Source organism: Anaeromyxobacter terrae (assembly GCF_022690685.1).
GTDB lineage: Bacteria > Myxococcota > Myxococcia > Myxococcales > Anaeromyxobacteraceae > Anaeromyxobacter > Anaeromyxobacter terrae.
Genome location: NZ_JALCYY010000038.1, coordinates 1 through 24,237 on the forward strand (window position 1 = coordinate 1; position 24,237 = coordinate 24,237).

Genomic DNA, 24,237 nt, shown 5'->3' on the forward strand with positions numbered 1-24,237 from the left:
CCGTCGTGTCGATCCCGGTTGCTCGCGGTTCGACAGGCTCACCGCGAGCGGTCTTCGACCCGCTCGTGCTGAGCTCGTCGAAGCACGCGCGGGGGAAGATCGACGCAAGCGGCCACGGCCGTCAGGCGACTCCGCTCGCGGGCGGTGGCGTCGCCGCGGCGGGTGCGCTCCCCTCGCCGGGCCGCAGCTCGCCCGCGTCGGCGTCCGACGCGCTGCGCTGGTCGCGCTTGCGGCCCGGGTGGTCGCGCATCCCCGGCGCGTACGGGAGGACCACGTCGCGGCCCGCCCGCTTCGCCGCGTAGAGCGCCCCGTCGGCGCAGTCGATGAGCGCGCCGAGGTCGCGCGCGTCGTCCGGGAAGATCGCTACGCCGACCGAGATCGTGACGTGGCCGGCGCCGACCCCCGGATGCGGGATCGCGGCGGCGGTCACGGCCGCGCGCAGCTTCTCGGCGGCCGCGAGCGCGGCCGTCCGGTCGGCGCGGGCGAGCACCACCGCGAACTCCTCGCCGCCGTAGCGCGCGACGAGATCCACCTTGCGCACGGCGCCGCCGAGCACCGCCGCGACCCGGCGCAGCACCGCGTCGCCGGACGCGTGGCCGAAGGCGTCGTTGTAGCGGCGGAAGTGATCCACGTCGACGAGGGCCACCGCGGTCGCGTGGTCGAAGCGCGCGCTCCGCTCGAGCTCGTCCTCGAGGCGGGCGAACAGGTTCCGGCGGTTGTGCGCCCCGGTCAGCGCGTCCGTCTGGGACAGCCGGACCATCTTCTGGTGGAGCCGCGCGTTCGCGACCGCGATGCCGGCCTGCGCCGCGATCGCCTCGAGCAGCCGGCGCTCCTGCGGCGAGAGCCCGCCGCCGGCGGGGCGCAGCGCGATCGCCCCCGCGCCCTCCTCGCCGCGGGCCATCGGGACCTCGAGCCAGCCCGGGCGCTGCTGGCCGGGCGGGAGCCGCTTGCCGACCGCGGCCTCGTCGACGCCGTGGGCCGCGCGGACCACCCGCTCGCCGGTGGCCTCGTCCACGAGGAGCACCTGCAGCTCCGGCGCCGCGAGCGCGCTCCCCACCTGCGCGGCGGTCGCGCGGAGCAGCTCGTCGAGATCGAGCGTCGCCCCGAGCGTGCGCCCCAGCTCGAAGAGCAGCGTCAGCTCGCGCACGCGCGCCTCGAGCTCCGCCTTCAGCGTGAGCTCGCGCTCCATCGCGGCGATCGACGCCGCGTCCTCGAGGCGGCGGACGTGGAGGTCGGTGATGGCGGCGAGCGTCTCGTTGTACGTGTGCGCCACCTGGCCGATCTCGTCCTCGCCCTCGTCCGGCACGCGGTGCAGGAAGTCGCCCTCCCGCGCGCGGCGCATGCCCGCGGCGAGCCTGCGGAGGCGCCGGTCGACGACGACGCGCACGGCGATGAGGTGCGTCGCCGCGAGTCCGGCCGCGAGCACGACGAGGGCCACGAGCGCGATCTGGTGGAGCGGCTCCACGGCCGGCGCGAGCGCCCGGCTCTCGTGGCGCAGCCAGAGCACGACCGCGAGGGAGAAGAGGAGGCCGGGGGCGCCGACCGCGAGGAGCAGCTTGCGGCCGATGGAGCGCCGGATCGATCGGAGCATGGGCGAGAGGAGGTTATAACCCGGCGGATGCGTCTCCTGACGAGCGAGCGGCTCGCCGCCTTCCCGCACGGCTTCACGACCCGCCCCGGCGGCGCCTCCCCGCCGCCCTGGGAGGCCCTGAACCTCGGCGGCGCGGTGGGCGACGATCCGCTCCGGGTCGAGGAGAACTGGCGCCGGCTCGAGGCCGCCACCGGGCTCCGGTTCGCGCGCGTCCGCCAGGTCCACGGGACCCGGGTCGTCCGGGCGACGGCGGCGACTCCGCCCGCGGAGGAGGCGGACGGGGTCGTGTCCGTCGCCGCCGGCGTCGCCGCCTGCGTGTCCGTGGCCGACTGCGTTCCGGTGCTCGTCGCCGATCCCGACGGCGGAGCGGTCGCCGCGATCCACGCCGGCTGGCGCGGCACGATCGGCCTCGCCGCCGCCGAGGGCGTCCGCGCGCTCGAGCTCGAGGGCGCGGACCCGGCGCGCCTGGTGGCCGCCATCGGGCCCTCGATCGGCCCGTGCTGCTACGAGGTTTCCTCCGAGCTCGCCGAGCGGTTCCGGGCGCGGTTCGGCGCCGAGGTCGTCCGCGGTGGCGCGGCGGTGCGCCTCGACCTCTGGCGCGCGAACCTCCTCGCGCTCGAGGAGGCGGGGGTGTGCGCGGAGCGCGTCGACGTCCTCGGCCGCTGCACCGCCTGCGAGCGGGAGCTGTTCTTCTCCCACCGGCGCGACGCGGGCCGCACGGGGCGTCAGGTAGGCTTCATCGCACCCCGGGCTCCCCCGCGCATCGCACATCCGCGGCGTCCAGGCGAGGGGCCCCTTCCTTGACGGGCGGCCCCCGGACCCTAGAATTTTCGAGCTTTGAGACCCCTCGCGCGAAACGCCTCCGCGGCGCTCGTGATGTTGCTCGGCTGCGCCGGGGGTGGCGGTGCTGCGCCCTCCGACGTGGAGGCGCTCCGCGCCGAGCTGCGCGCGCTGCGGGCCGACAACGAGGCGCTCGCGCACCAGGTCGACGGCCTCTCGGCACGTCTCGAGCTCGCCACGGCGCGCTTCGCGCGCGATCCGTCCCCGCCGGCGCAGCGCCGCGCCCCGCCCGCCGAGGCGCTCCCGCCCGTGGTCCCGCCGGATCTCGCGGTCGTCCGGGTGGCGCCCGCCGAGCCGCCCCCGGTCGTCCTGAGGATGGCGCCCACCGAGCCGCTCCCGGACGCCCCCGCCGCGCCGCCCACGAGGTCCCGGCGCGCGCCGCCGCCCGTCCCGACCGCGATCCCGATCGCCGATCCCGCGCCCGAAAGGCTCGAGGCGCTCGCGCTCGGCGGCGGGCGCGAGCTCTCGGTCGAGGCCGATCGCGAGCTCCGCGCCGCGCGCCGCAGCGAAGGCGTCGCGCGCGCGCACGCGCTCGAGGACTTCGTGTCGCGCTACCCCCGCCACCCCGCTGCCGACAACGCGCTCGTCGAGGCGGCTGAGGCGTACGCGGCCGCGGGCAAGGACGACGCGGCCTGCGCGCTCGCGGCGCGGGCCGGAGACGACTATCCCGCCGGCGACGCGCTCGTCGACGCCCTCGAGCGGCTCGCCACCTGCGAGTCCCGGCGCGGCGGCGCCGGCGCGGAGCGCCGCATCCTCGAGCGCCTCGTCTCCGAGTTTCCGAGGACCCCGGCGGCGGAACGCGCCGGGACCCGCCTCGCAGCCATCTCCGGGCAGGGCGGCGACACGTCGCCGCGCGTCCCGGCAAGGAGCGGTCCATGATTCGCAGACACCTCGTCGCCGTCCTCGCCCTCCTCCCCGTCGCGGCGCTCGCGCAGGCGGGGGCGCTCGACGCGGCGCGCGACGCCGCTCGAACCGCGAGCGCCGACGCGGTCCAGGCCGAGGCGGCAGCGGGCGCCGTCGCGCAGGACGGGACCGCGCCCGCGGGCCCTGCGGCCGCCGCCCCCTCGGATCCGTCCGCCGCCGCGCCGGCTGCGGCCGAAGCGGGGCTCGAGCCCGCCGTGGCGGGCGCCGCGCTCGCGCTGGAGGACGCCGCCGGGAGCGGCCAGGCGACGCCGGACACGTACACGATCCGTCCCGGCGACACGCTCTGGGATCTCTCCGGCCGCTACCTCAACAACCCCTGGTACTGGCCGAAGATCTGGTCCTACAACCCGGACATCGAGAACCCGCACTGGATCTATCCGGGCAACCTGCTCAGGTTCTTCCCCTCCGCGGACGAGGCGCCGACGCGCGTCGAGCCCGCCGGGGCGGAGCCGGTCGCCGAGGCCGACGAGCCCGCGCCGCCGCGCGAGCTCGAGGACCTCTCGCGCGCGGACATGAAGGGCGACGACGACGGCGACGCGGTGGCGGTCGTCGGACCCTACAAGATCGGCTACGTCGCCCCCCGCGCGCTCCTCGCCCGCCACGACACGTTCGTCACCCCGCGCGAGCTCGCCGAGTCGGGAGCGATCAAGGCTGCGTTCGAGGAGAAGCTCATGCTCTCCAACCTCGACAAGGCCTACGCGCACTTCGAGCGGCGCGCGGACGTGAAGGCGGGCGAGACCTACGTCATCTTCAAGACCGAGCGGCCGATCCGGCACCCGCGCACGAACGAGCTCTTCGGCTGGCAGTCCACCGTGCTCGGCGCGGCCAAGGTGGTCGCGGTGGACAAGAAGGCGGCGACGCTCGTCATCACCCAGGCGTTCGAGCCGATCGAGCGCGGCGCGATGCTGGGGCCGTGGACGGAGCGGTTCCTCCGCCGGGTGGCTCGCCGCGCGAACGGCCGCGCGCTCGAGGGCACCATCGTCGGGGGCCAGGTCCAGGTCGTGACCCAGCTCGGCGAGCACCACGTCGTCTTCATCGACCGTGGGACGGCCGACGGCGTGGAGGAGGGCAACGTCTTCACCGCCGTCCGCGCGGGCGACCCCTACGGCCGCGCGCCGGGCGTCCCGGCCTGGGATCCCAACCTCCCGAAGGAGGACGTCGGCGAGATGCTCGTCATCGACGTGAAGGAGCGCGCCTCCGCGGCGCTCGTCACGCGCAGCCTCGTGGAGCTCGCGGTCGGCGACCGGGTGGAGATGCGCGCCGCCCACGCGCCCACCGAGGGCGCCGGCGGTCGCTAGCGCCCGCGTCCCCTGGGCGAGCGAGCGTTGCGAAGGAGCGTCGGGCGCGCCCGGATCCGCGCGCGCCGGGGTCCGCCCAATCCGGCCGGTTTCCGGGGGGTAGGGAGCTTTTTCGCCTGTGCTGGCGGGTACGCTCCGTGCATCCGGCGGCGGGTCCCCACCTTGACGCTCCACCACCCGGTGGGTATATGGCCCCGCTCCATGGAGGAGCCGACCACCATCCGTCCAGGCGACGGCCTTTACCCGGACCGCCTCGCGCAGACGCCCGATCGTCCGGCGGAGCTGCGCCTGCGCGGCGCGCTCTCCGACCTTCGGCGCGTCGCGGTCGTCGGCTCGCGCCACCCCGACGCCTACGGCGAGGAGCTCGCCCGGAGCATCGCCGCGGGGCTCGCCCGGGCGGGCGTCTCGGTCGTCTCCGGCGGCGCGCTCGGGATCGACGCGGTCGCCCACCGCGCTGCGCTCGACGCCGGCGGACACACGGTCGCCGTCCTCGGGACGGGCGTCGACGTGCTCTACCCCGCCTCGAACCGGCCGCTCCTCGAGCGGGTGCTCGCGGAGGGCGGCGCGATCCTCTCCGAGCTGCCCGACGGGACGCCGGGCTTCCCGGTGAACTTCCCCCGGCGGAACCGGATCATCTCCGGGCTGTCCGAGGCCGTCGTGGTCGTGCAGGCGGCCGCGAAGAGCGGCGCGCTCGTCACCGCCGACTGGGCGCGGACGCAGGGCGTTCCGGTGTTCGCGGTGCCGGGCGACGTGCGCGAGCCGCTCTCCGCCGGGCCGCTCGCCCTGCTGCGCCGGGGCGCGAAGGTCGCGGCCTCGGCCGAGGACGTGCTCGGGGCGCTCGGCATCGCGAGCACGCCGGAGCCGCACCTGCAGCTCGCGCTGCCCACGCTCGCCGCCGGCGAGAGCGCGCTCCTCGCGGCGCTCGCCCGCCGCCCACGCCATGCCGATGAGATCGCGCGTCAGGCGGGCCTCGCGCCCGGCCCGGCGCTCGCCGGGCTGCTCACCCTCGAGCTCGAGGGTTTGTGCGAGCAGCGCCCGGGCCATTACTTTCTGCGCCGCACGTAGGGGGACCCCGACAGATGGCGAAAGTGACGAAGGCTGCAGCCGCGGAGGGCATGAAGAAGGAGAAGGCCGCTCCGCCCAAGCGCGCCGCGAAGAAGGCCGCGGCGGGGGGCACCCTCGTCATCGTCGAGTCGCCCGCCAAGGCGAAGACGATCAAGAAGTACCTCGGCCGCTCCTACGACGTCCGCGCGTCCGTCGGCCACGTGAAGGACCTGCCGAAGTCCAAGATCGGCGTCGACGTCGAGGCGGGCTTCACGCCGCAGTACGACGTCATCAAGGGGAAGGCCAAGGTCCTCTCCGAGATCAAGCGCGCCGCGCGCAGCGCCGAGCACGTGTTCCTCGCGACCGACCCCGATCGCGAGGGCGAGGCGATCGCCTTCCACATCGCGGAGGAGATCGGCGACTCGGGCGACGGCCGCGTCCGCCGCGTCCTCTTCAACGAGATCACGAAGAACGCGATCCAGAAGGCGATCGAGAAGCCGCTCGACCTCGATCGCAAGAAGTTCGACTCGCAGCAGGCGCGCCGCATCCTCGACCGGCTCGTCGGCTACCAGATCAGCCCCATCCTCTGGAAGAAGGTCCGCCGCGGCCTCTCCGCCGGGCGCGTCCAGTCCGTGGCGGTGCGCCTCGTGGTCGAGCGCGAGCGCGAGATCGAGGCGTTCAGGCCCGAGGAGTACTGGACGCTCGAGGCGGAGCTCGCCGCGAAGCTCCCTCCGGAGTTCCGCGCCCGGCTCTCGAAGGTCGACGGCCAGAAGGCGGAGCTGAAGGAAGGCGCGGTCACCCACGCGCTCGTGAAGGACCTCGACGGCGCGACCTACGTCGTCGCCACCGTGGACAAGAAGGAGCGCCGCCGCAACGCGCCGCCGCCCTTCACGACGGCGAAGCTGCAGCAGGAGGCGGCGAACCGCCTCGGCTTCACCGCGAAGAAGACGATGACCCTCGCGCAGAAGCTCTACGAGGGCGTCGAGCTCGGCGATGAGGGCGCGATCGGTCTCATCACGTACATGCGCACCGACTCCGTCCGGCTCTCCACCGAGGCGGTGGACGCTGCGCGCGGCTACATCGCCGAGGCCTACGGCAAGGATCACCTGCCGGAGGCGCCGAACGTCTACAAGACGAAGGCGAAGGCCGCCCAGGAGGCCCACGAGGCGGTCCGCCCGACCTCGCTCGAGTGGACGCCCGCGCGCGTCGCCCCGTTCTTCGAGCAGATCGGCGAGCGCGACATGTACCGGCTGTACGAGCTCATCTGGAACCGGTTCGTCGCCTGCCAGATGGTCCCGGCGGTCTACGACCAGACGACCGCGGACATCACCGCCGGCCGGGCCACGTTCCGCGCCACCGGCTCCATCCTCAAGTTCCCCGGCTACCTCGCCGTGTACGGCGCGAAGCCGCCCGAGGAGGAGGCCGGCGCCGAGGAGGAGGCGAAGGAGAACGGCGATCGCGAGAAGGCGAACGAGGAGCGCCAGCTCCCGCCGCTCGAGGCCGGCATGACGCTCGACCTCCGCCGGCTGCTCCCGGAGCAGCACTTCACGCAGCCGCCCCCGCGCTTCAACGAGTCGTCGCTCGTGAAGGAGCTCGAGCAGCGCGGCATCGGCCGGCCGTCCACCTACGCCGCCATCCTCGAGAACATCCAGGAGAAGGGCTACGTCGAGAAGATCGAGCGGAACTTCAAGCCGACCCACCTCGGCCTCGTCGTCACCGACGAGCTCGTGAAGAGCTTCCCGCGCGAGATGGACCTCGCCTTCACGGCCGGCATGGAGGAGCGGCTCGACGAGATCGAGGAGGGGAACGCCGCCTGGCAGCAGGTCCTGAAGGACTTCTACGACAGCTTCAAGGACGACCTCGCGAAGGCCGAGGTCAACATGCGCGACGTGAAGCGGCAGGAGATCGCGACCGAGCTCACGTGCGAGAAGTGCGGCAAGCCCATGGTCATCAAGTGGGGCCGCATGGGCGAGTTCCTCGCGTGCTCCGGCTACCCCGAGTGCCGGAACACCATGAACTTCAAGCGCGGCGACGACGGGAAGATCGTCCCGGAGAAGGAGGAGGACGTCCCGACCGACGAGAAGTGCCCGGAGTGCGGCGCCGCGATGGTGATGAAGCGTGGCCGCTTCGGCCGCTTCCTCGCCTGCACCCGCTACCCGGAGTGCAAGGGCACGAAGCCCATCTCGATCGGCGTGTCCTGCCCCAAGGGTTGCGGCGGCTACATCACGGAGAAGCGCTCGCGCCGCGGGAAGACCTTCTACGGCTGCTCGTCCTATCCCAAGTGCGACTTCGTGTCCTGGGACCGACCCCGGAACGAGACCTGCCCGCAGTGCGGCAGCGCGTACCTCCTCGACAAGTACTCCAAGAAGACCGGCCCGTACGTGGCCTGCCCGAACAAGGAGTGCGGCTACCGGCGCGACTCGGAGCCCAAGGCGTCGGAGACCGCGCCCGAGGGCGCGTAACCGCGATGTGATTAGGCGGCCCCTACGAGCAGGGGTGGGGCCCCGCCCTTCGACTTCGCGCCCGCTTCGCGGGCGCTACGCTCAGGGTGAGCGGGCACGGCGGTCAGCCGTCGGCGGGGCGGGGGCGCAGCCCCCGTCAGATCAGATGCTCGGCGGCTGCGCCGGCGCGACGAACCGCGGCGCCGCGGCCCGCTCGCTGCCGGTTGCGCACTCGGTGCAGAGGACCGCGTAGGGCAGGGCGGCGAGCCGGCGCGGGTCGATCTCCTGCTCGCAGTCCTTGCAGATCCCGTACGTCCCAGCGTCGATCCGCGCGAGGGCAGCGTCGATCTGCTGGAGGTCCCGGCGCTGGTTCTCGGAGAGGCGCGCGAGGGTGAACGCCTCGTGGTCGGTCTGCGCCCCCTCCTCGAACTCCGGGTCCCGCTCGGCGGAGCGGAGCGCGTCGAGCTCGGCGTCGGCGCGGCGGAACGTCTCGAGGATCACGCGGCGGCGGCGCTGCAGCTCGTTCTTCAGCGTCTCGAACCTGTCGTCGGCCACGTTGCGTTCCTTTCGCCGGGACGATAGATGGAGCGCGCCCGGTCCGGCCGAAACCTCTCTCGCCGCCGCCCCCCGGGCCCCGGGCGCGCCCGGCTCGAAAGCTGCGCACCGTGGGGCGAGGCGGCCAGGTCGTCGGGGTTCCGAGAGATCGATAGGCGCTCGGCTGGCGGAGAGCCAGCCATGCGATGGGACGACGGGGGGACATGGGACACGCGTGCGTGACGGTGATCGGCGGGGGGCTCGCGGGGAGCGAGGCCGCCTGGCGCCTCGCCGAGGGCGGCGTCGAGGTCGAGCTCGTCGAGATGAAGCCGGGCCGGCGCTCGCCCGCTCACGTGCTCGACGGCCTCGCGGAGCTCGTGTGCTCGAACTCCCTCCGCTCTGACAACCCGCACAACGCGGTGGGGCTGCTCCACGAGGAGCTGCGCCGCCTCGGAAGCCTCGTCCTCGCCGCCGCCGACGCGACCCGCGTCCCGGCGGGGGACGCGCTCGCGGTCGACCGCGAGCGGTTCAGCGGGCTCGTCGGCGAGCGGCTGCGCGGCCATCCGCGCGTGCGCATCCGCGAGGAGGAGGTGCTGCGCCTCCCCCCGGGGCCCGGGCTCGCGCTCGTCGCCACCGGGCCGCTCACCGGCGACGCGCTCGCGGCGGACGTCGCCGCGCTCGCCGGCGGGCGGCTCCACTTCTACGACGCCATCGCGCCGATCGTGGCGGCCGACTCGATCGACATGTCGATCGCGTACGCGCGCTCCCGCTACGGAAAGGGCGGCGGGGACGACTACCTCAACCTGCCGTTCGACGAGGGGCAGTACCGCGCGTTCGTCGCGGCGCTCCTCGCGGGCGAGAAGGTCCCCGCGCACGCGTTCGAGGAGCCGCGCTACTTCGAGGGCTGCTTGCCGATCGAGGTGATGGCCGAGCGGGGCGCGGAGGTGCTCGCCTTCGGGCCGATGAAGCCCGTCGGCCTCGAGGACCCGCGCACCGGCCGGCGCCCGCACGCGGTCGTGCAGCTTCGCCGCGAGGACGTGGCCGGGACGGCGTACAACCTCGTCGGGTTCCAGACGCGCCTCACCTGGACGGAGCAGCGGCGCATCTTCAGGGAGCACGTGCCCGGCTTCGCGAACGCCGAGTTCGTGCGCCTCGGGCAGATCCACCGGAACACGTTCCTCGAGGCGCCCCGCGTCCTCGCGCCGGACCTCTCCGCGCGCGAGCGGCCGCACCTGTTCTTCGCGGGCCAGATCACCGGGGTCGAGGGCTACGTGGAGTCGGCCGCGTGCGGTCACCTCGCCGCGCGCGCCATCCTGGACCGGCTCGCCGGACGCCCCTTCCTCCCGCCCCCGGCCGCGACCGCGCTCGGGGCGCTCCATCGACATCTCACCGGCGAGGCCCATCCGCCGGGGTACGATTACCAGCCGACGAACGTCGTGTTCGCGCTGTTCCCCCCGCTCACCGGGCGCCACCGCGGCAAGGCCGCGCGCAAGGAGGCCCACGTCGAGCGGGCGCGAAAGGAGATCGCGTCGTGGATCGACCCCATTGCGGACGCCGCCCCATCGGCCTCCCGGCCCTGACCCTCGCCGCCGCGGCCGCCCTCGCGGCCGGCTGCACCGGCGAGCGCGACTCCACGCAGAAGCGCGAGCTCGGCCGCGCGGTGCACCGCGGGCAGGTGCGCGCCCTGAAGGGCTCGGCGGACGGCGCGTGGCTCGCGTTCCTCGACGGGTGCGCCGAGGTCAAGGGGCAGTACCTCCCGCCCCAGACCGCGAGCTGCGCGCTGCGGGTCGTGCCCGTCGCGGGCGGTGAGGCGCGCAAGGTGGCGCCCTCCGTCACCACGCTCCCGCACGGGTTCGCGTGGGCGCCCCAGGGCGACGTGCTCGCCGCGCTCGGCGAGTACGACTACCTCGCGGGCGCGGGCACGCTCTACGTCGCCCGCGCCGGCGGCGAGCCGGCGAGGATCGCCGACGGCGTGACGTTCACCGGGTTCGCTGCCGGCGGCGATCGCGTGGCGGCGATCGCCGGAGGGCGTCTGCTGTGGGTGAAGCCCGGCGAGGCCCCCGCCTGGCTGCCGGGCGCGGATGGGCTCTCCTCGTTCGAGCTGCTCGCCCGCGACGCCGCGCCGCGCGCGGGGGCGACCACCGCGCTCGCTCGCCGCGCGGTCCGCTCGGGCGGGACGCTGCTCGCCGTGCGCGCCGCGAGCGAGCCGCCCGCGCGCGTGGCGGAGCGCACCGGCGAGTACGCCTTCGCTCCGGGCGGCGCGGCCTACGCGTTCACCGTCCAGGCGGCCGGCGGATACGACCTCATGCTCGCGGCGGGCGGCGCGCCGGCGCGGGTCGCGCGCCGGGTGGGGGCGTTCGCGTTCTCGCGGGACGGCGGCGCGCTCGCCTACGTCGCGGACGTCGAGCCGGGCCAGCAGGGCGAGCTCCACGCCGGGCCGGTCGGCAAGCCGGGCGCGCTGTGCGGCCGTGAGGTGGGCGAGTTTCGCTGGGCGGCGCGCGCGCCGCGCCTCGCCTGGCTCGAGCACTACGATCCCCGCGTCCGCGCCGGCGTCCTCGGCGCGGGCGGCCCGGGGCTCTCGCCGCGGACCTTCGGCGCCAACGTCTCGGAGTTCGAGCTCTCGGCGGACGGCGCCCACCTCGCGATGATGCAGCACTCGACCCGGGGCGGTTACTCGGTCGACCTCGCCCTCGCGCACCTCGAGGCGCCGAAGGGAACTCCGGCGGAGCGGGTCGCGCAGGGGGTCTTCGGCTTCGCCTTCTCGCCCGACGCGCGCTGGCTCTACTTCCGGACGCGCTGCACCCGGAACGCCGAGGCGTGCGACCTCGAGCGCGTGCCCGCGAACGGGCTCGCCGGGGGGAAGAAGCCCGAGGCCGTGGCGCAGGGGGTGAAGAGCTTCGAGTTCGACCCGCGCGATCCCGAGCGGCTCCTCGTCACCTGGCAGCGCTCCGACATGGTCGCGCTGGACGTCGCGCTCTGGGAGGGCGGGAAGCTCGTCTCCATCGACACCCACGTGCTCCCCGGCACCGCCCGCTTCCTCGGGCCGGACTCGCGGCGCGTCGCCTACGTGGTCGTGGATCCGAAGCGGGCGGGGGTGTACGTGGCCGAGCTGCCGAGGTGAGGGCCGCCCCCGACCTCGACGCCGACGGACCGAGGAGCGTCTCATCCCGAGCTGGGCGCCTCGGCGCCGTGCGAGGCGCGAGGTCGCGAGGGACGACCTCGACCTCGAAATTCGCGTCCTCCCTGACCCGGTGCTACCGATCGGCACGTGCCCGTCGACGAGGGGACCCTCCCGCCCGAGATCCAGCGCTTCGCGGCCTATCTCCGCACGGAGCGCCGCGCCTCGCCGCACACGGTGAAGGCGTATCTCACCGACCTCTCCCAGTACGCCGCGTACCTGGCGGACGCGGGACAGCGCGTCGTCCCTTCCTCGCCCGCGATCGTCCGCGCCTTCCTCGCGCGCGCGGCGGGCGACGCCGGGGCGATGAGCCTCGGGCGCAAGCTCTCCGCGATCCGGACGCTCTACCGGTTCCTCGTGCGCGAGGGGCTCGCGCCGGCGAACCCGGCGCGCTCGGTCTCCGGCCCGAAGCGCCCGAAGCGGCTCCCCGAGGTCCTGCCCGAGGAGGAGGTCGCGGCGCTCGTGGAGGCCCCCGCGCTCGCCGCGCCGCTCGACCTGCGCGATCGCGCGTTCCTGGAGCTGCTCTACGCGAGCGGGCTCCGCGTCTCGGAGCTCACCGGGCTCGACCGCGAGTCGCTCGATCTCGGCCAGCGGCTCGTGCGGGTCCTCGGCAAGCGCAGCAAGGAGCGGATCGTCCCGTTCGGCGTGACTGCGGCCGAGGCGATCGGTCGCTACCTCGACGAGGCCCGGCCGGTCCTCGCCACGGGCCGCGACCACGCCACCGCGCGCGAGGCGCTCTTCCTCAACTACCGCGGCGGACGGCTCAGCCCCCGCTCGGTCGCGCGGCGGCTCGACCGGGCCGTGCTCGCCACCGGGCTGCCGCGCCACGTGCACCCGCACGTGCTGCGCCACTGCTTCGCGACGCACCTGCTCGGGAACGGCGCCGACCTGCGCGGCATCCAGGAGCTGCTCGGGCACGCCTCGCTCTCCACGACGCAGCGCTACACCCACGTGGACTGGAAGCGGCTCGCCGCGGTCTACGACGCGGCCCATCCGCGCGCGAAGCGCGAGCGCAGCTGATCCTCGCGAAGGGCCGCCGCGGGCCGCGCCGATCTCCGTCGTTGCCCGGGGGGCCGTCCGGCGCTACCTACGGGCGATGCGCCCCTTCCACGGGACCACCGTCCTCTGCGTCCGCCGCGACGGCAAGGTCGTCATGGCGAGCGACGGCCAGGTCACGCTCGACAAGACCGTCATGAAGTCCACCGCGCGGAAGGTCCGCCGGCTCGCCGAGGGCTCGGTCCTCGCGGGCTTCGCGGGCGCGACCGCCGACGCGTTCCAGCTCTTCGAGCTGTTCGAGAAGAAGCTCAAGGAGCACGCGCGCTCCTTGCCCCGCGCGGCGGTCGAGCTCGCGAAGCAGTGGCGCACGGACCGGCTCCTCCGGCGGCTCGAGGCGATGCTCGTCGTCGCCGATCGCGAGCACGTCCTCGTCCTCTCCGGCGCAGGCGACGTCATCGAGCCCGATCCGGTCGCGGGCGGCGCGGTCGTCGCCATCGGCTCCGGTGGCCCTTACGCCGTGGCCGCGGCCCGCGCGCTCCTCGCCCACTCGCAGCTTCCGGCGCGGCAGATCGCGGAGGAGGCGATGAAGCTCGCGGCGGAGATCTGCATCTACACGAACGCGAACCTCACGCTCGAGGAGCTCTAGGCCGTGAACCCCCAGGACCTGTCGCCGAAGGAGATCGTCGCCGAGCTGGACCGCCACGTGGTGGGCCAGTCGAACGCGAAGCGCGCGGTGGCGATCGCGCTCCGCAACCGCTGGCGCCGCCAGAAGGTCGGCCCCGAGCTGAAGGACGAGATCCTCCCCAAGAACATCGTGATGATCGGCCCGACCGGGGTCGGGAAGACCGAGATCGCGCGGCGCCTCGCGCGGCTCGCCGGCGCTCCCTTCGTGAAGGTCGAGGCCTCGAAGTTCACCGAGGTGGGCTACGTCGGGCGCGACGTGGACGCGATGGTGCGCGACCTCGTAGAGGCGGCGGTGAAGCTCGTGAAGGAGGAGGAGGTCGCGAAGCTGCGCGAGCGGGCGCGCGAGGCGGCGGAGGAGAAGGTCCTCGACGCCCTCGGCTACGGCGGTGGGTTCGGGCTCGGGTTCCGCAGCGCGGTGTCGCGCGTGCGCGGGGAGGGCGAGGGGGAGGCGCCCGCGGCGGCCGGGGGCCGGGAGCGGGCGCGCGCGCAGCTCCGCGCCGGCACGCTCGACGACGAGCTCGTCGAGGTGGAGCTCACCGAGAAGCCGCCGCCGATGCCGTTCATGGCGCCCGGCATGGAGGACATGGCCCAGGGCCTCCAGGACATGATGAGCCAGCTCGGGAACAACCCCATCGTGAACATGCTCGGGGGCGGCCAGAAGAAGCGGAAGCGCAAGGTGCAGGTGAAGGAGGCGCTCGAGCTCCTCACGCAGGAGGAGGCCTCCCGGATGGTCGACATGGACCGGGTGGTCCGCGAGGCGCTCGACCGGGCCCAGAACGCCGGCATCATCTTCATCGACGAGATCGACAAGATCGCCGGCCGCGACGCCGGGCAGGGCCCGGACGTGTCGCGCGGCGGGGTGCAGCGGGACCTCCTGCCGATCGTCGAGGGCTCGAACGTCAACACGAAGTACGGCGTCGTGAAGACGGACCACGTGCTCTTCATCGCCGCCGGCGCGTTCCACGTCGCGAAGGTCTCGGACCTCATCCCCGAGCTGCAGGGCCGCTTCCCGATCCGCGTCGAGCTCGAGCCGCTCGGCCGGGATGACCTCGTGCGCATCCTGAAGGAGCCGCGCAGCTCCCTGGTCCGGCAGTACACCGCGCTCCTCGCAACCGAGGGCGTCGACGTGCAGTTCCGGGACGACGCCGTCGAGGAGATCGCGCGGATCTCGGCGGAGGTGAACGACCGCATGGAGAACATCGGCGCGCGCCGGCTGCACACGGTGATGGAGCGGCTGCTCGACGGCATCTCGTTCGAGGCGCCCGACCTGCGCGGCCAGCGGATCGTCATCGACGCCGCGTACGTGCGGGAGCGGCTGGAGGGCATCGCCCAGGACGAGGACCTCGCCCGGTACATCCTGTAGCGGGGGCTGCCGACCACCCCTCCGGACGGCCGGTCGCTCACCGCCCCAGGTGCCCGCTTGGCGCGAGCGCGGCCGCGGGGGGACGGTGGGCTCCGGAGCTCGTCATGATCGCTCGCCGCCTTGTCCCGCTCGCGCTCGTCCTCGCCGCCTCGGCGGTCGCGCCCGCGGCGGCGCGAGGCGCGGCGGAGGCGCCGGCCGCGCGCGAGGTGCCGGAGGGGCCGCTCGGGGACGCGATCAGGCTCGGGAAGGAGCTCTTCGAGCGGACCGGGACGCACCCGCTCACGCGCCGGTACGTGAAGAACGCGCTGAGCTGCGCGTCCTGTCACCCCCAGGCTGGCGCGCAGGCCGGCGGCGCGACCCTCGTCGGCGTCGCGGCGGCGTACCCGGCCTGGTCTCCGCGGGAGAAGGCGGTCATCACGCTCGAGGATCGGGTCCTGAACTGCTTCATGCGCAGCATGAACGGGCTGCGGCCGCCGAACGGGAGCGCGCCCGCCGTCGCCATCACCGCGTACCTCACGTGGCTGTCGACGGGCGAGCGGATCGCGCAGAACCCCGAGGCGCCGCTCGGGCCGCGCAGCTTCCCGAAGCTCCCCGTGGACCCGGCCAAGGTCGACACTGCGCGCGGCGCCGCGCTCTACGCGGAGCGCTGCGCCGCGTGCCACGGCGAGGACGGCCAGGGCGACCCGCCGGTCTGGGGTCCGCGCTCGTACAACGCGGGGGCGGGGCTCGCGGACGCGACGAAGCTCGCGGGGTTCCTCAAGGTGACGATGCCTCCGGACGAGCCGAACCTCCAGGACGGCGAGGCGGTCGACCTCGCGGCGTTCCTGAACGCGAAGCCGCGGCCGGACTTCGACCTGTCGCGTCACCTGTCGCCGGGCGGCGCGTACAACGCGACCGTGCGCGGGGAGGTCGTCCGCGCGCCGACGTGGCCGCCGCGCCGCGCCGGCAAGCGGTGACCCGCGGAGCGCGCCCGGCTCTAGAACACCCGCTCCGCCGCTGCTATAAGCGCTGGATGAGCAGCAACAACGAGGCCATCGCAGGTCGCGCGCAGAAGGTGCTCACCCCGAACTACCGGCAGCAGCCGGTGGCGATCGCGCGCGGCGAGGGCGTGCGCGTGTGGGACGCCGACGGGAACGAGTACCTCGACTTCCTGGGCGGCGTGGCGGTGAACGTGCTCGGGCACTGCCACCCGGCGCTGGTGAAGGCGCTCGAGGCGCAGGCCCGCACCGTGTGGCACGTCTCGAACCACTACTTCATCCCGCGCCAGGTGGAGCTCGCCGAGGCGCTCCTCGCCGTGACGCCGTGGGCCGGCCGCGCCTTCTTCTGCAACAGCGGCGCCGAGGCCAACGAGGCGATGCTGAAGCTCGCGCGCAAGTACCACCACGACCTCGGCCACCCCGAGCGCAACGTGATCGTGGCCTGCGACGACTCCTTCCACGGCCGCTCGCTCTTCACCGTCACCGTGGGCGGTCAGGAGAAGTACCGGCACGGCTTCGAGCCGCTCGTCCCCGGCGTGCGCCACGTGAAGTACGGCGATCTCGCCGCGCTCGAGGCCGCGCTCGACGGCACGGTGGCGGCCTTCATCGTCGAGCCGATCATGGGCGAGTCGGGAGTGATCCCGCCGCCCGAGGGGTACTTGCAGGCGGTGCGCGAGCTCACGCGGAGGAAGGGCGTGCTGCTCTGCCTCGACGAGGTCCAGACCGGCATCGGCCGGACCGGGAAGATGTGGGCGCACGAATGGGCCGGCGTGACCCCTGATCTGATGTCGAGCGCGAAGTCGCTCGGCGGCGGCTTCCCCATCGGCGCGCTCCTCGCGTCGGAGGAGGTCGGCCAGCACCTCTCCCCCGGGAGCCACGGCAGCACCTACGGCGGCAACCCGCTCGGCTGCGCGGTGGCGCTCGCGGTGCTGGCCGAGCTCCGGGGCGGCGTGCTCGAGCGCTCGCGTGAGGTGGGGGCGCGGCTCCGCGCCGGGCTCGAGCGGCTCGCGTCCGGCGGCCGGGTCGCCTCGGTGCGCGGCCTCGGCATGCTGCTCGCGGTGGTGGTGAAGGGCGTGTCGGCCGCCGAGGTGATGAAGGGCGCCCGCGCTCGCGGGCTGCTCGTGAACGCCATCGGCGAGGACGTGCTGCGCCTCGCCCCCCCGCTCACCCTCACGGCGGCCGAGGCGGACCTCGCCGTCGAGCGGCTCGCCGCCGCGATCGCGGCGGCGCCCGCCAAACCCTGATCTCCGCGGAGGCTCCCATGGCACGCCCGACCGGCACGAAGCGCGACTTCCTCCGCCTCACCGACCTCGATCGCTCCGAGCTCCTCGAGCTCGTGGAGCGCGCCGCGGAGTGGAAGCTCCTCGGCAAGCGGGGGCCCCGTCCGCTCGAGCACGCCACCATCGGCCTCGTGTTCGAGAAGGCCTCGACGCGCACGCGCGTCTCCTTCGCCGTGGCCGCCTACCAGCTCGGCGGCGACGCGATGATGCTGTCGCCCCGCGACACGCAGCTCGGGCGCGGCGAGCCCATCCGCGACACCGCCCGCGTCCTCTCGCGCTACCTCGACTGCCTCGTCGTGCGGACGTTCGAGCACGACAAGATCGAGGAGATGTCGCGCTACGCCTCGGTGCCGGTGGTGAACGCGCTCACCGACTCGTCGCACCCCTGCCAGCTCCTCGCCGATCTGCTCACCGTGACCGAGCGCTTCGGCGCGGACGCGCTCTCGAAGGGCGGGCTCTCGGTCGCGTGGATCGGCGACGGCAACAACATGGCTAACAGCTGGCTCGAGGCCTGCGTCCTGCTCGGCTTCGACCTGCGCATCGCCTGCCCCGAGGGCTACGATCCCGATCCGAAGCTCCTCGCTCGCGCCGGCGGCCACGCGCGCGTCGTGCGCTCGCCCGCGGAGGCCGCGGCGGGGGCCCACGTCGTGAACACCGACGTCTGGGCCAGCATGGGCCAGGAGGGCGAGGCGGACGAGCGCAAGCGCCGCTTCGCCGGGTTCATCGTGGACGAGGCGCTCATGCAGAAGGCGCGGCCGGAGGCCATCGTGCTGCACTGCCTCCCCGCCCACCGCGGCGAGGAGATCACCGACGGCGTGCTCGAAGGGCCGCAGTCGGCGGTGTTCGACGAGGCCGAGAACCGGCTCCACGCGCAGAAGGCGCTCCTCGAGCTGCTGCTCTCCCCCCGCTGAGGTGGGTCCCGGGCTACCGGGCCTTTCGGGTGACGCACCATCTGTGGTGCGTCGCGTTGACCCTCCCAGGTACGGGCCGGTAATGTCGGTTCGCCAGCGGGGTGGCGGGGGTCATCTGGCTTGAGCAGCGACAAGTACAGCGGATTCCAGTTCGCTCCCGCGGAGCTCGGCGAGGACGTCGAGCTCGATCTCGATCGACGCAAGGACGTCCTGTTCGCCGCCGCGCACGCGGACAGGTGGACCCACTGGGAGGCCCTGGGCCTGCCGTGGAACGCCTCCGTGGAGGCGGCTCGCGCTGCATACCTGGGAAAGGTGAAGCTCTTTCACCCCGACCGTTACGCGGGGCGCCGGCTCGGGAGCTACCAGGGCCGGCTGGAGCGGGTGTTCCGGCGGATCACCGAGGCGCGCGACGTGCTCGCGGACGAGGGCCGGCGCGCCGCCTACGCCCGGGAGACCGCGCCGCCCGAGGTGCGCGCTCAGCTCGAGGCGCGCCGCCTCGAGGACGAGCGCCGCGCGAGCGAGCGCCGGGCCCGGCTCGTCCGCCAGAACCCCATCGTCGGGCGCGCCTCGCGCGTCGGCGAGCTCGTCGCGCGCGCGAAGGACGCGCTCGCGGAGGGTCGCCTCCGGGAGGCGTCGAACGATCTGCGGCTCGCGCTCGACCTCGATCCGCGCCACCCCGAGGCCGTGCGGCTGGCCCCGGAGGCGCGTCGCCGGGCCGCCGGGCAGCGCGCCGCCGAGCTCGTGCACGAGGGCGCCACGGCCGAGGCCACCGGACGCCCCGGCGCCGCGCTCGCCGCCTACCGCGAGGCGCTCGCCGTGGAGCCCGGCAACGTCCGCGCCGCCGCCGCGGGAGCGCGGGCCGCCCTCGCCGCCGGCGACGTCGCGGCCGCGCGAACCCTCGCCGACGCGGCGGTCCGGGCAGGCCCGCAGGCCGCCATCGCCCACGAGGCGCTCGGGATGGTCCTCGACGCCCAGGGCGAGCGGAAGGAGGCCCGCCGCGCGCTGGAGCGCGCCCTCGAGCTCGACCCCGGGCGCGCCTCCGCGAAGGAGCGGCTGAAGGGCCTGCGCTGGAGCTTCCTCGGATGAACGACCTCGATCCCGTCGTGGGCATCGACCTCGGCACGACGAACTCCGTCGTCGCGGCGGTGCAGGACGGCGTCCCGCGCGTCATCCCGGGGCGGACCGGACAGCCGCTCACGCCCTCGGTCGTCGCGATCGCGAAGAACGGCAAGCGGCTCGTGGGCGCGCTCGCGAAGCGGCAGGCGATCACGAACCCCGAGGGGACCGTGTTCGCCGCGAAGCGGCTCATCGGCCGGCGCTGGGGTTCGCAGGAGGTGGAGGACGCCCGCAAGGTCCTGCCCTACGCGCTCGTCGCCGGCCCGGAGGGGCACGACGTGCGCGTGGAGCTCGGCGGCCGCGCGGTCTCCATCCCGGAGATCTCGGCGCTCGTGCTCGCCGAGCTGAAGGCGGACGCGGAGGCGTTCCTGGGACGGCAGGTGCGCCGCGCCGTCGTGACGGTCCCCGCCTACTTCAACGACGGGCAGCGCCAGGCCACGAAGGACGCCGGGCGCCTCGCCGGGCTCGAGGTGCTGCGGATCGTGAACGAGCCCACGGCCGCGGCGCTCGCGTACGGGTTCGGGAAGCAGGTGCAGAGCAAGGTCGTGGTGTTCGACCTCGGCGGCGGCACCTTCGACGTCTCGGTGCTCGACATCGGCAAGAGCGTCTACGACGTCATCGCCGTCGGAGGGGACACCTACCTCGGCGGCGAGGACTTCGACCGCCGCGTCATGGACTGGCTCACCTTCGGGTTCGCGAAGGAGCACGGCGGGGTGGACCTCCGCCGGGACAAGATGGCGCTCCAGCGGGCCCGCGACGCGGCCGAGCGCGCCAAGTGCGAGCTCTCCTCCGCCGCGACCGCCGCGATCCACCTGCCGTTCCTGCTCGGCGGCGGGGAGGGGAAGGGCGCCCTGCACCTCGATCGCCAGCTCTCGCGCGAGGGGCTCGAGGAGCTCACGAAGGACCTCGTCGACCGCTGCATCGCGGTCACCGAGCGGACCCTCAAGGACGCCGGCGTCCGCCCGGCGCAGGTCGGCGAGGTGATCCTCGTCGGCGGCATGACCCGCATGCCGCGCGTGCAGCGGGCGGTGCGCGAGTTCTTCGGCCGCGAGCCGTGCAAGGGCGTCCACCCGGACGAGGTCGTCGCGCTCGGCGCCGCCATCCAGGCCCACGCCCTCGCCGCGCCGGCGAAGGGGGACGACGTCCTCCTCCTCGACGTCACCCCCCAGAACCTCGGCCTGCTCGTCGTGGGCGGCTACTTCCAGACGGTCATCCCGCGAAACACCACCGTCCCCACCGCGCAGACCCACCTCTTCACGACGGTGACGGACGACCAGACCTCCGTGCGCATCGCCGTCCTCCAGGGCGAGAGCGAGCGCGCGGTCGAGAACGATCTCCTCGGCGAGTTCGTCCTCGACGGCATCCCGCCCGCCCGGCGCGGCGAGATCTCGATCGAGGTCACCTTCGAGATCAGCGCGGACGGCATCGTCGGCGTCTCGGCGAAGGACGTCGCCACGGGGCAGCGGCAGTCGATCACGGTGACCGCCACCTCCGGCCTCACCGAGGAGGAGCTGCGGCGGATCCTGGACGAGCAGCTCGACGAGCAGCTCCAGCGCAAGCAGACGACCCGCGAGATCGAGGAGCGGCGCCAGTGGGTCGCCCGGATGGTGGGGGACATCGAGGCGCTCGTCCCGGCCACGCGCGACGCGCTCGAGCGCACGCGCTTCGGCGGCGACGCGCTGCGAAAGGCCGAGGCGGTGCTCGCGCGCGCGCGCGCGGCGATGCAGGCGCGGGACGGCGACGCCCTCGCCGCCGAGGTGGAGCCCCTGGAGCGCACGCTGGCGCTCTTCCAGGGGCTCGCCGCCGGCGGGCGCGCGCCCGGGGGACGGTGAGCGATGGCGACGGTGGCGGAGCTCATCGACCAGGGCGTGAAGGCGTACCTCGCCGGGCGCGTGAAGGAGGCGCTGGCCGCGTTCCAGGCCGTCCTGGAGGTCGACCCCGGCAACGCGAAGGCGCGCGGGTACATCGTCCGGATCCATGCGGTGACGCCCGCCTCGACGCCGACCCCCGGCACGTACCGGGCGGTGACGCCGCCGCCCGGCCTGCGGACGGTGACGCCGCACCCCCTCCCGGCGCCGCCGCGGCCCGAGCGCGGCCCGGAGTTCGCGCCGTCTCCCTGGGACGAGGGCCCCGCAGCCGCCGCGACGTACGTGCTCGAGCCCGAGGGCGGCCTCGATCTCGAGGCGGTCTCGGAGAAGTCGGGGCTGCGCTCGCTCGTTCCGGAGGGTGTCCCGGGCGCTCCCGGGGACGGGCGGGGCGAGCCGGGCGCCTGGCTCGCGGCCGCCAAGGAGCTGTTCGCGCTCGGCGACTTCTCGGGCTCCCTCGAGCTCCTCGAGAAGGTCCTGCAGGTCGATCCCGATCACCCGGAGGCGCGGGCGTACCTCGGCGAGAACGAGGCGACGCTCGTCGCGATGTACGAGTCGAAGCTCGGCCCGCGCACGGGGGTACCGCGCCTCGCCGTCCGGCCGGAGGAGATCCTCTGGCTGAACCTCGACCACCGGGCGGGCTTCCTGCTCGCGCAGATCGACGGCACCGTCGACTTCGACGCGCTCTTCGCGCTGTCCGGCCTGCCGCGCCTCGACACGGCCCGCATCCTCGCGCGGCTGCTGGCCGAGGGCGTGATCGCGGTCTAGGAGGCGAGCGAGCGCGCCTCGGGGGGACGACCCCGCGCTGGAACGCGACGAGTTTTTCTGCTACGTCGCGGGGACCATGAGCCGCATCTACAAGTCGCTCCCGCCCAAGGGAACCGCCCTCGGAATCGCCTTCAGCGGTGGCCTCGACACCCGCTGCGCCGTCGCCTGGCTGTCCGAGCAGGGCATGGCCGTCCACGCCTACACCGCGGACCTCGCCCAGCCGGACGAGGCGAACCCGGCCGACATCCCGCCGATCGCGCTCCAGCACGGCGCCGTGAAGGCGCGGCTCATCGACTGCCGCGACTCGATGGTGCGCGAAGGGCTCGCCGCCATCCAGTGCGGCGCGTTCCACCTCTCCTCGGGCGGCAAGAAGTACTTCAACACGACGCCGCTCGGCCGCGCGGTGACCACGACCGCCATCGTGCGCGCCATGCGCGAGGACGGCGTCCACGTCTTCGGCGACGGCTCGACGCACAAGGGCAACGACATCCAGCGCTTCTACCGCTACGGGATCCTCGTCGACCCTGACCTCAAGATCTACAAGCCGTGGCTCGACCAGGCCTTCGTGACCGCCTTCGGCGGGCGCAAGGAGATGAGCGAGTACCTCGAGCGCCGCAAGCTCCCCTACAAGATGGGGACGGAGAAGGCCTACTCCACCGACGCCAACGTGCTCGGCGCCACGCACGAGGCGAAGGACCTCGAGCGGCTCGACTCGAGCATGCGGATCGTGAACCCGATCATGGGCGTCGCGCACTGGAAGCCGGAGGTGACGGTCAAGGCCGAGGAGGTCACCGTCGCCTACGAGAACGGCCAGCCGGTGGAGCTGAACGGCAAGCGCTTCGAGTCGCCGTACGAGCTCTTCCTCGAGGCGAACCGCATCGGCGGGCGCCACGGCCTCGGGATGAGCGACCAGATCGAGAACCGCGTCATCGACGCGAAGAGCCGCGGCATCTACGAGGCGCCGGGCATGGCGCTCCTCCACCTCGCCTACGAGCGGCTCCTCTCGGCGATCCACAACGAGAACACCCTCGACCTCTACTTCACGCTCGGTCGCCGTCTGGGCCGGCTGCTGTACGAGGGCAAGTGGTACGACCCCGAGGCGATGATGCTCCGGGACGCGCTCACGCGCTGGATCGCGCCGGCGGTCACCGGCTCCGTGAAGGTCGAGCTGCGCCGCGGCGACGACTGGACCCTCCTCGCCACGAAGGCCGTCTACATGAGCTACGCGCCCGAGAAGCTCTCCATGGAGCGGGTCGAGGAGCCGGCGTTCACGCCGGAGGACCGCATCGGCGCCCTCGAGCTGCAGAACCTGAACGTCGGCGACAACCGCGCGCTGCTCCTGCACCACCTCGATGCGATGCGCGCGCTCGGGGCCGCGAAGAGCGGCCCCAGCATCTCGGCGCTGCTCGGCGCAGGCGGCGAAGACGACGAGTGACGGTGTCGGCGCGCTCGCGCGCCGAGCCGAGCGACGAGGCCCTCGCCGGCGTCGCCGGCGGGGGCTTCGTGCGTCCGCGGCTCACCGTCCGCCGCCCGCGCCGCCCTGCGCTCACCGTGGCGGCCGTGCCGCGTGCGACGCCGCGGGCGTGCGCTCGCTCCACCGCGCGTGCCCGACTGAGAGGCAACCCCCGGGCCCGCTCGCCGGCGCTGCCGTTCGGCGGTACGAGCCTCCGCGGAGGTGGACCGTGAAGGACATGCACTGCCGGGACGTGGGGATGAACTGCGACTTCGTGGCGCGCGGGAGCACCGAGCAGGAGATCATGGATCAGGCCGGCCGCCACGCGCAGCAGGCGCACAACATGACCGTGACCCCGGAGCTCGCGGACAAGGTGAAGGGGCTCATCCACGACGAGTCGAGCGACGCGCACCGTCAGTCGATGGCGCGGCGCTAGAGGGGCGAAGGGCCGCGCTCGCCGCGACGCGGGGAGCGCGGCGCCGGCGCCCGCTCAATTCCGGACGATCGCCGTCCAGACGCCCTTCACCACCACGCGGCCGTGCTGGTTCCGCGTCGTGGTGGTGACCTCGACGAAGTCGAGGTTGCCACGCTCCTGGAGCCGGGTGATCTCGCCCGCGGTTTCGAGGACGTCGCCCGGGCGCACGGGCTCGTGGAACTCGAACTCCTGCTCGCCGTGGACGAGGCGGAGCACGTTCACCGCGAGCTCGGGATCCGAGCAGGCCCGCGCGAACGGCTCGATGGCGAAGGTGGTCGCGAAGGTCGGGGGCGCGACGATCCCGCCGTGAGGGGACGCCTTCGCGGCCTCCTCGTCCCAGGTCCACGGGTGGTGGTAACGATCCGGCGGGCTCGAGAAGGCGTGGCCGGGGACCCCGCCGCCGGTCGCGGCGACGAAGTCCTTGATCTGCTCGACGCTCACCTGGAACCGGTACGGCCCGTAGCGGCGGCCGAGGTGCTTCTTGTCGACGGGCACGCGA

General features: G+C 74.1%; 21 protein-coding genes. 18 read left to right on the forward strand and 3 right to left on the reverse strand.

Going from position 1 to position 24,237, the window contains the following annotated elements:
- Positions 1-121 precede the first annotated feature (121 nt).
- Complete coding sequence (locus tag MNY62_RS16605) at positions 122-1,591, reverse strand: GGDEF domain-containing protein (protein WP_242345306.1); 1,470 nt, start codon at positions 1,589-1,591, stop codon at positions 122-124.
- 27 nt (positions 1,592-1,618) lie between these two features.
- Between MNY62_RS16605 and pgeF the strand changes: the two genes are divergently transcribed.
- The 5 genes from pgeF to topA all read left to right on the forward strand — a co-directional run bounded on the left by pgeF (position 1,619) and on the right by topA (position 8,159).
- The gene (gene pgeF / locus MNY62_RS16610) at positions 1,619-2,395 is read left to right on the forward strand and encodes a peptidoglycan editing factor PgeF (protein ID WP_242345307.1); all 777 of its coding nucleotides are present in this window, start codon (positions 1,619-1,621) and stop codon (positions 2,393-2,395) included.
- Positions 2,396-2,428: 33 nt separating this feature from the next.
- A complete protein-coding gene (locus tag MNY62_RS16615) occupies positions 2,429-3,310 on the forward strand; it encodes a tetratricopeptide repeat protein (RefSeq protein ID WP_242345358.1) in 882 nt (293 codons plus the stop codon).
- Entirely contained in the window at positions 3,307-4,653 is a 1,347-nt protein-coding gene (locus tag MNY62_RS16620; RefSeq protein WP_242345308.1) for a LysM peptidoglycan-binding domain-containing protein, read from the forward strand. Before MNY62_RS16615 ends, MNY62_RS16620 begins: the two co-directional genes overlap by 4 nt.
- 201 nt (positions 4,654-4,854) lie before the next feature.
- Entirely contained in the window at positions 4,855-5,718 is an 864-nt protein-coding gene (gene dprA / locus MNY62_RS16625) for a DNA-processing protein DprA (protein WP_242345309.1), read from the forward strand.
- Between the two features lie 14 nt (positions 5,719-5,732).
- Entirely contained in the window at positions 5,733-8,159 is a 2,427-nt protein-coding gene (topA, locus tag MNY62_RS16630) for a type I DNA topoisomerase (RefSeq protein ID WP_242345310.1), read from the forward strand.
- A gap of 141 nt (positions 8,160-8,300) precedes the next feature.
- Here the strand turns inward: topA and MNY62_RS16635 are convergent, their stop codons facing one another.
- Entirely contained in the window at positions 8,301-8,693 is a 393-nt protein-coding gene (locus tag MNY62_RS16635) for a TraR/DksA family transcriptional regulator (RefSeq protein WP_242345311.1), read from the reverse strand.
- A 203-nt stretch (positions 8,694-8,896) separates the two neighbouring features.
- On the opposite strand from MNY62_RS16635, the gene trmFO reads away from it, so the two are divergent.
- The 13 genes from trmFO (at position 8,897) to MNY62_RS16700 (ending at position 23,699) form a co-directional block, all read left to right on the forward strand.
- Complete coding sequence (gene trmFO, locus MNY62_RS16640) at positions 8,897-10,252, forward strand: methylenetetrahydrofolate--tRNA-(uracil(54)-C(5))-methyltransferase (FADH(2)-oxidizing) TrmFO (protein WP_242345312.1); 1,356 nt, start codon at positions 8,897-8,899, stop codon at positions 10,250-10,252.
- Positions 10,204-11,793 (forward strand): hypothetical protein, encoded by a 1,590-nt coding sequence (locus MNY62_RS16645; protein ID WP_242345313.1) that lies wholly within the window; start codon positions 10,204-10,206, stop codon positions 11,791-11,793. Before trmFO ends, MNY62_RS16645 begins: the two co-directional genes overlap by 49 nt.
- 147 nt (positions 11,794-11,940) lie before the next feature.
- Complete coding sequence (gene xerC / locus MNY62_RS16650) at positions 11,941-12,870, forward strand: tyrosine recombinase XerC (RefSeq protein ID WP_242345314.1); 930 nt, start codon at positions 11,941-11,943, stop codon at positions 12,868-12,870.
- A gap of 76 nt (positions 12,871-12,946) precedes the next feature.
- The gene (hslV, locus tag MNY62_RS16655; RefSeq protein ID WP_242345315.1) at positions 12,947-13,492 is read left to right on the forward strand and encodes an ATP-dependent protease subunit HslV; all 546 of its coding nucleotides are present in this window, start codon (positions 12,947-12,949) and stop codon (positions 13,490-13,492) included.
- 3 nt (positions 13,493-13,495) lie between these two features.
- Complete coding sequence (gene hslU, locus MNY62_RS16660; protein ID WP_242345316.1) at positions 13,496-14,893, forward strand: ATP-dependent protease ATPase subunit HslU; 1,398 nt, start codon at positions 13,496-13,498, stop codon at positions 14,891-14,893.
- 104 nt (positions 14,894-14,997) lie between these two features.
- Entirely contained in the window at positions 14,998-15,849 is an 852-nt protein-coding gene (locus MNY62_RS16665; RefSeq protein ID WP_242345317.1) for a c-type cytochrome, read from the forward strand.
- A gap of 56 nt (positions 15,850-15,905) precedes the next feature.
- Complete coding sequence (locus tag MNY62_RS16670) at positions 15,906-17,114, forward strand: acetylornithine transaminase (RefSeq protein WP_242345318.1); 1,209 nt, start codon at positions 15,906-15,908, stop codon at positions 17,112-17,114.
- A 17-nt stretch (positions 17,115-17,131) separates the two neighbouring features.
- A complete protein-coding gene (gene argF / locus MNY62_RS16675) occupies positions 17,132-18,061 on the forward strand; it encodes an ornithine carbamoyltransferase (RefSeq protein ID WP_242345319.1) in 930 nt (309 codons plus the stop codon).
- 120 nt (positions 18,062-18,181) lie between these two features.
- Positions 18,182-19,147: a J domain-containing protein gene (locus MNY62_RS16680; protein ID WP_242345320.1), complete on the forward strand. Its 966-nt coding sequence runs from the start codon at positions 18,182-18,184 to the stop codon at positions 19,145-19,147.
- Positions 19,144-21,009 carry a molecular chaperone DnaK gene (gene dnaK, locus MNY62_RS16685; protein WP_242345321.1) on the forward strand — a complete coding sequence of 622 codons (1,866 nt, stop codon included), beginning with the start codon at positions 19,144-19,146 and terminating at the stop codon, positions 21,007-21,009. Before MNY62_RS16680 ends, dnaK begins: the two co-directional genes overlap by 4 nt.
- A 3-nt stretch (positions 21,010-21,012) precedes the next feature.
- Positions 21,013-21,810, forward strand: coding sequence for a tetratricopeptide repeat protein (locus MNY62_RS16690; RefSeq protein WP_242345322.1), 798 nt, complete (start codon positions 21,013-21,015; stop codon positions 21,808-21,810).
- Between the two features lie 76 nt (positions 21,811-21,886).
- Positions 21,887-23,245, forward strand: coding sequence for an argininosuccinate synthase (gene argG, locus MNY62_RS16695; RefSeq protein ID WP_242345323.1), 1,359 nt, complete (start codon positions 21,887-21,889; stop codon positions 23,243-23,245).
- 256 nt (positions 23,246-23,501) lie between these two features.
- Positions 23,502-23,699 carry a DUF1059 domain-containing protein gene (locus tag MNY62_RS16700; RefSeq protein ID WP_242345356.1) on the forward strand — a complete coding sequence of 66 codons (198 nt, stop codon included), beginning with the start codon at positions 23,502-23,504 and terminating at the stop codon, positions 23,697-23,699.
- A 54-nt stretch (positions 23,700-23,753) separates the two neighbouring features.
- Here the strand turns inward: MNY62_RS16700 and MNY62_RS16705 are convergent, their stop codons facing one another.
- Entirely contained in the window at positions 23,754-24,233 is a 480-nt protein-coding gene (locus MNY62_RS16705) for an FAS1-like dehydratase domain-containing protein (RefSeq protein WP_242345324.1), read from the reverse strand.
- Between the last annotated feature and the right edge of the window lie 4 nt (positions 24,234-24,237).